The 644-nt window shown below is 59.3% G+C and carries 1 protein-coding gene; it reads right to left on the bottom strand.

The genetic code is table 11. The annotated features are described in order from the left end of the window. Nucleotides 1-644, bottom strand: a 644-nt coding sequence (locus tag IPV08_RS24335; RefSeq protein WP_246748229.1) for an Ig-like domain-containing protein, incomplete at both ends; no start/stop codon positions are given.

Genomic DNA, 644 nt, shown 5'->3' with positions numbered 1-644 from the left:
CTCACGTTGAGGCTGGTATCGGCCGCCGTGATCGAGGCCACCTCAGGAGCAAGCGTATCGACGGTGAAGGACGTGCCTTGCGCGCTCGGCTTGATGTTTCCTGCGACGTCGGTCGAGATGGTGGACAGCGTATAAGTGCCATCGGTAAGCGGGATGATGTCTGCTTCAGCAAAGGTCAGCGTGTAGGCGCCGTTGTTGCCGGCGACTGTCGTGCCGATGAGATCGCCATTCAAGAATACGTCGACCGTCGCGCCAGCCTCGGCAAAACCAGAGAAGTCCGGTGTCGTGTCGTTGGTGATCCCGTCGTTGGTGGCACCGCTGTTGGAACCTGACGCCAGCCCGACGGTGGCCTCGGTTGTCGCACGATCAACCGTGACATCGAAGCTATCGGTGACGATGTTGCCGTTGGCGTCGGTAACCGAAGCCAAGAACGTGTATTCCGTTCCCGCCGCACCCAGCGAGGCAAGAACGCCGCTGGTGTTAGTGGTAAAGTTGCCGTTCTCCCCCACCGAACCGGTCAGGGTGGCAGCGACGTTGCTCCCGTTCATTACATTAATGAAGACCGGCGTACCTTCCGAAACCCCGAGAACCGATCCGCTCACGGACAGGGTGTTGTCACGAGTAATAAAATCTGCTGCGGCAGA

Source organism: Methylobacterium sp. SD274 (genome assembly GCF_017355285.1).
GTDB lineage: Bacteria > Pseudomonadota > Alphaproteobacteria > Rhizobiales > Beijerinckiaceae > Methylobacterium.
This window is presented reverse-complemented; position numbering and strand designations above follow the sequence as displayed.